Source organism: Ideonella sp. P3_A4 (assembly GCF_056403075.1).
Genome location: NZ_JBFUGE010000236.1, coordinates 1 through 9,009, shown reverse-complemented (window position 1 = coordinate 9,009; position 9,009 = coordinate 1). Strand labels below are relative to the sequence as shown.

Sequence of the window (9,009 nt, the reverse complement as noted above, 5' to 3'; positions counted from 1 at the left end):
GCCCTGGTGCTGCAAGCTTTGCCGGCCGTCTGGCGTCAGCGAAGCAGCCTGCGCAGCGCCAGTCGCCAACAACCCGGCGAGCACGAAAGCAGCGACAGCGCGCAGGCTCATCACTCAGATGCAGTCGTCAGCAGGCGCCGCATCGGGCTCGCCATAACGCAGCCGCAGCACGGTACTGTCCTTGGTCTTCGGCGCGACGACGACGAACGCCTGGCCGAAGCTGGTTTCGCACAGTTCCAGCAACCGCGGCCCACCCAGCGCCTGCACGAGCGCAGGCACGGTGTTGCTGTGGCCGACCACCAGCACCTGGCCGCTTTGCTTGCGCACCAGCGCCGCCACCTCGGCCACGTGGGCTTCGGGCGTTTCGCCCGAGCGTGGCGCCACCACTTGCAGCTGAAGCCCCAAGCGCCGCGCCAGCGGCAACGCCGTCTCGCGCGCGCGGCGGTAAGGCGTGGTGATGATGCTGTTGATGTTGGCCGACTCCAGCGCCGCCGCCAGCGCTGTGGCGCGTTGCTGGCCGGCCGGCGACAAGGCTGGGTCGTTGGCCGGCTCGGTCCCCTTGTTGGCATGGCGCACGACCACCACCAGGCTGGGTTCAGCCGACGCTGGCGCCGTGGCCAGCATGGCGCCGGCCACGGCGACGGTCACCATGGAAACGAATACACCTGTTCTTGTCATCGGGCTTGTCTCTGCCACGCAGTCAAACCCTGATCGTACGCCGCGCTGTCAGCCCACTTTGTCAAACAAAGTCTGTGGATGCGGCCAGCGTGCGYCACGCCGCGGTCTCCTGCTGGACGAACGCCAGCTTGGCTTCGAGTGCCGCCAGGGTGTCGGTACCCAGAGGCAGGCGCAGCGGCGGCTGAGGCGATTGCACCAGCGTGATCAGCGCCTGCGCCAGCTTCTCGGGGTCGCCAGGCTGCTGATGGTTGATCTGGCGCGACGCCTCGCGTGACTGGCCTGCAGTCTGCGCGTAGTCTTTGATCAAGCGAGGCGACATGACCAGCGAGGCCGCGTCGAGAAAGTCAGTGCGGAAGTAACCCGGCTCGACCACTGTCGCATGGATGCCCAGCGGCGCCAGCTCGCCATGCAACGCTTCGGTGATGCCTTCGACTGCGAACTTGGTCGAGCAGTACAGGCCATAACCGGGGAAGGACTGAAAACCACCTAACGACGAGATGTTGATCACATGGCCGGCGCGCTGGCGGCGCATGCCGGGCAGCACTGCCCGCGTCACGTTCAGCAGCCCGAACACGTTGGTGGCGTACTGGCGCTGCACTTCTTCGGCGGTGGCTTCCTCGATCGCGCCGACGAGGCCATAGCCGGCGTTGTTGACCAGCACGTCGATGCGGCCGAAGCGGGCCAGCGCCGTCTCGACCACGTGCGCGGACTGCGCCTCGTTGGTCACGTCCAGCGCCAGCGGCAGCAGCGCGTCGTTGGCTTCGAATGCAGCGGCGAGTGCAGCCACATTGCGGCCAGTGGCCACGACGGCGTCGCCGTGAGCCAGGGCTGCCCGCGTGATGCAGGCACCCAGGCCACGCGAGGCGCCGGTGATGAGCCAGACACGGCGGGCGGTTGAAGGGATGGGGTTGGCGGAAGACATGGGCGGTCCTTGCGTGAAGAGGATGGAGTGGGTTCGTACGGCTGCCGGCAGGAAGGCAATGTAGGTGGCCGATTGATCGCCAACTAGCCCACAATCGCTTCATTCATTCGCAATCGATAATTGACAATCGGACCATGGCTTTCAATGAACTGCGCGCCATCGCCACCTTTGCCAAAGCGGCCGAGCTGGGCAGCCTGCGCCAGGCGGCCGCCGCCCAGGGCATCACGCCGCAAGCGGCCAGCCAAGTCCTGGTTCAACTCGAAAACCACCTCGGCGTGCGGCTGCTGCACCGCACGACCCGCCGCTTGAGCCTGACCGAAGAAGGGCGGCAATTTCTGGAGGCTGCACAACCCGGCCTGGCCACGCTGCACAAGGCTTTGCATGGCGCTCGCCGCGCGCGTGAAACCATCGCCGGGCCGCTGCGCATCGCCGCCCCGCGGTCGATGATGCTGCCGGTGCTGTGGCCGGTGCTCGAAGAGTTCTGCCGCTGCCACCCCGAGGTCGAACCCGATGTGCTGTTGGACGACCGGATCGGCAGCTGGGTCGAAGACCGGGTCGATGTGGGCTTTCGTGCCGGCTCGCCGCCCGAAGGCGGCGTGGTCGCGCGCCGGTTGCTGCCGCTGCCGCTGCTGGTGTGCGCGGCGCCCAGCTACGTGGCCCGCCACGGTGCGCCGCGCAGCATCGACGACCTCGCACAGCACCGCTGCAGCGGCTTTCGCCACCCGGGCACCGGCAAGCTGATGCCCTGGGAGTTTCGCGTCGGCCGCGAGATCGTCGCGCGCAACCTGCCAGCCGCCTTCTGCGCGAACGATGTCGAACTCGAAGCCGAGGCGGTGCTGGCCGGCCATGCGATCGGCCAACTGGTGGGCGTGAACGCGGCGCCGCTGGTGCGCGCAGGGCGCCTGGTGCCACTGCTGTGCGAACACGTCACCGACCACCTGCACCTGTATGTCTACTACGGCAGCCGGGTGGCGCTGCCGGCCCGCGTGCGCGCCTTCATCGACCTGGTGATCGAGCGCGTGGCAGACAACCCGCAGTTCTTCTTGCGGCCCGACGAACTGAAGCCGCCCGCGCAACGCCGCGGGAAGCCGGCGGTAAAGAAAGCCTAACGCGTGACTGTCACGACATGGGCCTGGATCTTGCCGTCGACAGCGCCATTGCCGAACTGCTGGCTGATTGCCTCGGTGCAGACGGCCGTGGCGTCGACCACGTTGCCGCCGGCGCGCGCCTCGATCTCGTTGCGCAGCGGCGAGCCCTGGCAGATAGCGGCGGCCGCGAGATGCGCTGAAGCGGCGCGGCTGCGCAGGCTGACAGTCTCGATCCGCGGCGCGGCGAAGCCGCCGGCCACCAGGTCTCGGGCGATCTGGTCGCGGTCGAAATAGCCATGCGGCACGCGTGCCATGAAGCGCGGCGGGTCGTCCGGAAACAAGCGAGCCAGCGCCTGGGTGGCCGTGTCGGTGAACTCGTTGTCTTCGATGCGATCCCAGGCCGTGAACAGCAGCGTGCCACCGGGCCGCAACACACGCCGCGCCTCGGCGAAGGCGTGCGGCTTGTCGGGAAAGAACATCGCACCGAACTGACAGACCACCAGGTCGAAGCTCTGGTCATCGAAGGGCAACTGCATCGCATCGGCGGGCTGCCACTGCACCGGCCGACAGGTGCCAACTTCGGCGGCCCGCGCCAGCATCGGCGGGTTCAGGTCGGTGGCGGTGACCTCCACATCGGCAGGCAAGACCTGCAGCATCGCGCGGGTCAACACGCCCGTCCCGGCTGCCGTTTCGAGCACMCGCTGCGGGGCCAAACCGGCCACCCGCTGCGCCACGACCTGCGCATAAGGCTCGAAGATCAGGGGCACGAGCAGGCTGTCGTACAGCTCGGGGATCGAGCCCACGAAGCGCGTATCGGAACCGGTCTTGGCCATGTACTGCCTTCAAGAAAGAAGTCATCAATGGTAGGTATTGCATGCTCGCGCAAGCAAGCCACCAAAGCCCTCTGCTCATAGGGGATCTCCCCTGCAGTGGCACAGCACCTGGCGCAAGATTTGCCCCTGTCCCAGCGCAGCGATGGCCATGCGGTAGGACCTGTCCCACAAGCGAAAGGCGCTTTCGCAGCGCACGCCGGGCGGCGCCGGCACGCATGATGCTGCAACGCAAGAACGAAGGGCAGAAGATGAACTCGAACACCTCCGCCAAGGCCAGTGCGGCCGAAGGCAGCGCGCCTTCCTGGCTGCTGCTGGGGGCCGAACCGCTGCGCGCCGTATGTGAACTGGCAAGCGCCCAGTTCATGAACAGATCGTCGCTGCCACCCGGCGACGGGCACCCGGTGGTGCTGTTCCCCGGTTTGGCTTCCGATGCCCGTGCGCTGGCGCCCTTGAAGGGCCTGTGCGACGGACTCGGCTACACCACCTACGACTGGGGCCGCGGCTTCAACACCGGGCCCGAAGGCGACATCGACGATTGGCTCGATGGCCTGGTGCAAGACGTGGTGGACCGGGTGGGTGACGGCGATGAGCGCATCAGCCTGATCGGCTGGAGCCTGGGCGGCATCTATGCGCGCGAGGTGGGCAAGAAGCTCGGGGCTCGGCGCGCGCGACGCGTGATCACGATCGGCACACCTTTCGCCGGCACGGTGCGGCAAACCCACGCCGGCCTGGTCTACCGCCTGCTCAACGGCAGCAAGGCCCAGCTGGAGCCCAACACGATGCGGCGGCTGGCCACGCCGCCGGAGGTGCCGACCACGTCGATCTACAGCCGCAGTGACGGCGTGGTGTCGTGGCAGGCCTGCATCCAGCAGGGCCGGCGGCGCCATGTCGAGAACATCGAGGTCAGCGGCAGCCACTGCGGCCTGGGTTGGAACACCGAGGTGTTCACGGTCGTGGCCGACCGACTGGCGCGACGCTGACGAATGCCCGCGATGGCCTGGCCCGCCCTGCACCCCCGCGAGCTGCTGGGCCTGGTCCGGCAAGCGGCCAAGGGCTGGTCCGACGACGATGCGCCCAGCATGGGGGCGGCGCTGGCCTACTACACGCTGTTCTCGATCACGCCACTGCTGATGATCGTCATTGCAGTCGCCGGACTGGTGTTTGGCGAGCAGGCCGCGCGCGGCGAGATCATGGGTCAGCTGTCGGACCTGTTGGGCGCCGATGGTGCGCAAGCGGTCGAGGGCATGCTGAAGGCCGTCAACTACCACCGTAACAACCCCTGGGCCACCGGCGCGAGCGTTGCCGCACTGGTGATCGGCGCGACCACGGTGTTCGCCGAACTGCAGGACGCGCTGAACCGCATCTGGCGCGGCACGCCGATCGAACACACCAAGCGAGGCCTGTGGACGATGGTCCGCACCCGCTTGCTGTCGCTGGGCATCATCCTGTGCCTGGGTTTTCTGTCGATGGTGTCGCTGGTGTTCAACGCGGCGATGTCGGCGCTGAGCGACTGGTGGGCGCCCGACTGGGGCGAGGCAGTGCTGCTGGGCAAGGTGGCCGATTTCGCGATCAGCTTCGGCCTGGTCACCGTGATGTTCGCGGTGCTCTACAAGTGGGTGCCGGCGGCCAAGGTGCGCTGGCAGGATGTGTGGATCGGCGCCATCGTCACCTCGCTGCTGTTCAGCCTCGGCAAATCGGCCATCGGCTACTACATCGGCAAGAGTGGCGTCACCACGGCTTTTGGTGCGGCAGCTTCGGTGGTGGTGCTGATGGTGTGGGTCTACTACTCGGCACAGATATTTCTGATGGGCGCCGAACTGACCTGGGCCTATGCGCGGCGCTTCGGCTCGATGAAAGACATCGCCGATGCGGGCACGGCGCCAGCCGCACTGTAGGTTCGGGCCTACAGCAACTCGCGGTCACTTCTGCTGTCGCCGAACGCCGACTTTGAGCACGATGCAAAGCACCCGCTGGCGCTATCCACGCGACTGGCGGCAGATCAGTATTTGCCATCTCAGAAAAGGAGATTCCTATGACGCGCACCCTGCATGCCACCCATGCCCTGCTCGCCCTGACCGCCGCCCTGTTGTGCGGCATGGCCCAGGCCAGCAACTATTCGAAGCCCGTGCTCGACGCCGCGCGCGACGACGTGAAGGCGCAGTACAAGGCACCCAAGGAGGCTTGCGACAAGCTGTCCGGCAACGTGAAGGACATCTGCGTGGCCGACGTGAAGGGCAAGGAAAAGATTGCCCTGGCCTGGCTGGACTACAACTACTCCGGCGATCCCAAGGACCAGCTGAAGCTCAACGAAGCCGTCTACGATGCCCGCTACGACGTGGCCAATGAGAAGTGCGACGACATGGCCGGTGAATCGAAGGACCTGTGCCAACGCGAAGCCAAGACCGCGCGTGACAAGGCCAAGGCCGACGCCAAGCTGAACAAGAAGGTCGCCGACGCGGTCGACGACGCCGAGGTCGCCCACATGAAGGCCGACTACAAGCTGGCCAAGGAGCGCTGCGACTCGCTGGCGGGCGACAAGAAGGACGTCTGCGTCGCTTCCGCCAAGGCGCGCTACCACGAGCACTGGTAAGCAAGCCAGAGAGCCGGATAGGCTCTGATTGAACGGAACGCGCGGCCCCAGGGTCGCGCGTTTCTCATTCAACTGCCAACACTGTCGAAGTAGCGGCCCGGCGTGGTGCCCAGCGCGCGCCGGAACATCGCAATGAAGGCGCTGACGTTGTCGTAGCCGAGGTCCAGCGCCACCGCCGTCACCGCACGGCCCGCGGCCAACCATTCGATCGCTTGCAGCAACCGCGCCCGTTGACGCCATTCGCTGAAGCTGAAGCCGGTCTCGGCGACGAAACGTCGCGCCGCCGTGCGATGCGCCATGCCAACCTCGTCGGCCCAGGCCTGCAGCGTGCGCGCATCGTCCAGCCGTTGCAGCAGGCCATGGGTCAGACGCAGGAGCCGCGCATCCTGCGGCATCGGCAGGCCCAGTGGCTCGGCCACGGCGCTGCGGATCTCGTCGAGCACCACTTGCGCCACGTGCGTCTGAGCTGCGTCGAGCGAGCCGCCATCCCACTGCGCCGCGCGCAGCACGGCCTCGCGCAACAGGCCGGACGTGCGCAGCGCGAACGGCTCGGCAGGCATGTCTGCACAAGCAGCCTCGTCGACATAGCAACTCCAGCCTGCATAGGGCCCGTGCACCTGCACGCCATGCCAGCGCTGCGGCGGCACCCACACGGCGTGGGTGGCGGGCACCACCCAGCGGCCGTGGTCGGTCGTCACCACCAGCAGGCCGCGGGTCGCACCGAAAGCCTGGCCTCGCGCATGGCGGTGCGGCGGCGTCAGACGCGGCGAGTCTTGTGTCGAGTGAATGGCTGCCAGCAGCGCGCCGCCGGGGGCGTTGGCGAAGGCCAGGTCGAGTTGGTCTGCCTGCATGGCCGATTTGCGGTATCGATTGGCCGCCACGCGGCAGCGAGGCCGGATTGTGCGACCTACAGTGGACCCATCTTCTTCAACAAGGACCAACCAATGCGTGCCGAAGACGTGCTGCCCGACCACATCAACCAGACCGAACGCGGCGGTGTGACCCTGCGCAAGGGCACGGTCGCCGCGTTCCTTGCCAATGCGCGGCTGTGGTGCGACCCGCAGACAGCGACGGCAGAACGCGCGACTGTCGAGCGTGACATGAGCGATGCGTTGCCCGCCTTGCATGCACTTGGCTTGTTCGAAGTGCTCGACGTGCGCGATGACGCCCTGCGCGCCTGGCTGGCCGAGCGTTGACGCCCTACTCGGCCTCGACGCGCAGCACCGGCATCGTCGTCACGTCGGCCACGCCGTCGAGCTTGGCGATGGTGTCGCGGTGCTCGTTCAGCTGCGCCATCGACTCGACCGTCAGTTCGACCACCAGGTCGATCTCGCCACTGACCGAGTAACAGCGCCGCGTGCCGGTGAGCGCGAGGATCTGGCGGATGGTGGCGGGCAGCGGCGTGCGCTGCAGCCGCAGCAGCAGGAAAGCCCGCACGCCGCCATCCAGCGGCTCGCCCAGCTCGGCGCGGTAGCCGCGGATGATCTGGGCCTGCTCGAGTTTCGCGATGCGCTCACGCACCGAACTGCGCGCCAGCCCGACCTCGGCGGCAATGGTCTTCAGCGGCAGGCGGGCATCGGCCCTCAGCAGCCGCAGGATATGGCGGTCCTTGTCGTCCATCGGTTTGGCAAGAGTGGCGGTCACGCCGTCAAATGGGCGGCGCAGAAGGCGCAAGTGTCGGCCCACCGCGTGCCAGCTTGCTGCCACAGTCCGGCGGATGTTGAATCGCAGGGACGCCACCATGGGCTTGATCGGGGCTTCGGCCGTTTCGCCATCGCCGGCCACATCGGTGGCTACTCTGTCGGCTGCGCAACACCTGGCGCACCACCCAACCGAGGTGTCGTACTGCCAGGCACACGAGGTGCGCGGCGCGACACGCTGGCTCTACATCAGCGGGCAAGTGCCGGCCGATGCCGAGGGCCGCGTCCCTGCGGATTTTCGGAGCCAATGTCGCCTGGCCTGGGCCAATGTGCAGGCCCAGCTGGCGGCCGCGGAGATGACGCTCGACCACCTCGTCAAGGTCACCGTGTTCCTGTCGGACCGGCGCTGGCGGCAAGAGAACTACGAGGTGCGACACGAGCTGCTGCAAGGTCGCACGCCAGCGCTGACCATCGTGATCACCGGCATTTACGATGAAGCCTGGCTGCTGGAGATCGAGGCCGTGGCCGCTGCTTGAGGCCCGCACGCACCCCGACCCATACGCGATCAGTCTGCCTCGGGGTAAAGGTCGTGCACGCGTCCGAACAGGCGCGCCAGGCCGAGCAGTGCGTCGATGTTCGGCGTCACGATGCCCACCCGCTGCGCGATCTCGCGCACCGCCCCGACGATGCCGTCCAGCTCGATCGGCCGTCCGGCTTCGACGTCTTGCAGCATCGAGGTCTTGAACGTCCCGAGCTTGGCCGTGATCGCGTGCCGGTCTTCGGGTGACTGGTTGACCGKACAACCGATGCGCGCGCCCACCTCGGCCGCCTCGGTCATCGCCGCGGTGCAGAAGGCTCGCACCAGTGGGTCGCCCAGCACGCGGTCGACAGTCGCCCCAGTGATCGCTGAGACGGGATTCATCKTCAGGTTGCCCCAGAGCTTGAACCAGATGTCGCGCCGGACGTTGTCGGAGTGCGTGACCTCGAAGCCAGCGCCAGTGAACAGGTCGGCCACCGCTTGAACTTCGGCGCTGCGGCCGCCGCCGGCCTCACCGATGATCAACCCTTGGCCGAAGCCATGCTGCACGAGGCCGGGCTGTGGGCTGGACGCGGCGATGTGGACCACGCAGCCGATGACGCGTTCGCGCGCAATCGCTGCGCTGATCTCGCCTCCGGGGTCCACACTCTGCAGCGGCGCGTTGTCGAAGCCGGGCTGGCCCTGGCAGAACCACCAAGGCACACCGTTCATCGCCGGCAG

General features: G+C 67.3%; 12 protein-coding genes. 6 read left to right on the top strand and 6 right to left on the bottom strand.

Features of this window, described 5'->3' with window-relative positions; translation table 11 throughout:
- Positions 1-114: 114 nt before the first annotated feature.
- A complete protein-coding gene (locus AC1DYI_RS19470; RefSeq protein ID WP_477205782.1) occupies positions 115-651 on the bottom strand; it encodes a SixA phosphatase family protein in 537 nt (178 codons plus the stop codon).
- 88 nt (positions 652-739) lie between these two features.
- Positions 740-1,600 (bottom strand): oxidoreductase, encoded by an 861-nt coding sequence (locus AC1DYI_RS19465; protein WP_477205781.1) that lies wholly within the window; start codon positions 1,598-1,600, stop codon positions 740-742.
- Positions 1,601-1,734: 134 nt separating this feature from the next.
- On the opposite strand from AC1DYI_RS19465, the gene AC1DYI_RS19460 reads away from it, so the two are divergent.
- Positions 1,735-2,709, top strand: a complete 975-nt coding sequence (locus AC1DYI_RS19460) for a LysR family transcriptional regulator (protein WP_477205780.1) — start codon at positions 1,735-1,737, stop codon at positions 2,707-2,709.
- Here AC1DYI_RS19460 and AC1DYI_RS19455 read toward each other — a convergent pair.
- Entirely contained in the window at positions 2,706-3,521 is an 816-nt protein-coding gene (locus AC1DYI_RS19455; protein WP_477205779.1) for a class I SAM-dependent methyltransferase, read from the bottom strand. The two genes, AC1DYI_RS19460 and AC1DYI_RS19455, sit on opposite strands and share 4 nt — an antisense overlap.
- A 248-nt stretch (positions 3,522-3,769) precedes the next feature.
- Here AC1DYI_RS19455 and AC1DYI_RS19450 point away from each other — a divergent pair, with 248 nt between their 5' ends.
- The 3 genes from AC1DYI_RS19450 to AC1DYI_RS19440 all read left to right on the top strand — a co-directional run bounded on the left by AC1DYI_RS19450 (position 3,770) and on the right by AC1DYI_RS19440 (position 6,111).
- Positions 3,770-4,501: an alpha/beta fold hydrolase gene (locus AC1DYI_RS19450; RefSeq protein ID WP_477205778.1), complete on the top strand. Its 732-nt coding sequence runs from the start codon at positions 3,770-3,772 to the stop codon at positions 4,499-4,501.
- 12 nt (positions 4,502-4,513) lie between these two features.
- Positions 4,514-5,416, top strand: a complete 903-nt coding sequence (locus AC1DYI_RS19445) for a YihY/virulence factor BrkB family protein (protein ID WP_477205777.1) — start codon at positions 4,514-4,516, stop codon at positions 5,414-5,416.
- Positions 5,417-5,553: 137 nt separating this feature from the next.
- Positions 5,554-6,111, top strand: coding sequence for a hypothetical protein (locus AC1DYI_RS19440; RefSeq protein WP_477205776.1), 558 nt, complete (start codon positions 5,554-5,556; stop codon positions 6,109-6,111).
- 68 nt (positions 6,112-6,179) lie between these two features.
- Here AC1DYI_RS19440 and AC1DYI_RS19435 read toward each other — a convergent pair whose 3' ends face one another.
- Positions 6,180-6,962, bottom strand: a complete 783-nt coding sequence (locus tag AC1DYI_RS19435; RefSeq protein ID WP_477205775.1) for an AraC family transcriptional regulator — start codon at positions 6,960-6,962, stop codon at positions 6,180-6,182.
- Positions 6,963-7,055: 93 nt separating this feature from the next.
- Here AC1DYI_RS19435 and AC1DYI_RS19430 point away from each other — a divergent pair, with 93 nt between their 5' ends.
- A complete protein-coding gene (locus AC1DYI_RS19430; protein WP_477205774.1) occupies positions 7,056-7,307 on the top strand; it encodes a hypothetical protein in 252 nt (83 codons plus the stop codon).
- A gap of 4 nt (positions 7,308-7,311) precedes the next feature.
- Here AC1DYI_RS19430 and AC1DYI_RS19425 read toward each other — a convergent pair whose 3' ends face one another.
- Positions 7,312-7,755 carry an Lrp/AsnC family transcriptional regulator gene (locus AC1DYI_RS19425; protein WP_477205773.1) on the bottom strand — a complete coding sequence of 148 codons (444 nt, stop codon included), beginning with the start codon at positions 7,753-7,755 and terminating at the stop codon, positions 7,312-7,314.
- A gap of 97 nt (positions 7,756-7,852) precedes the next feature.
- Between AC1DYI_RS19425 and AC1DYI_RS19420 the strand changes: the two genes are divergently transcribed.
- Positions 7,853-8,287 carry a RidA family protein gene (locus tag AC1DYI_RS19420; protein ID WP_477205772.1) on the top strand — a complete coding sequence of 145 codons (435 nt, stop codon included), beginning with the start codon at positions 7,853-7,855 and terminating at the stop codon, positions 8,285-8,287.
- A 29-nt stretch (positions 8,288-8,316) separates the two neighbouring features.
- Here AC1DYI_RS19420 and AC1DYI_RS19415 read toward each other — a convergent pair.
- Positions 8,317-9,009: 2-dehydropantoate 2-reductase (locus AC1DYI_RS19415; RefSeq protein WP_477205771.1), on the bottom strand; the 693-nt coding region annotated here is incomplete at its 5' end.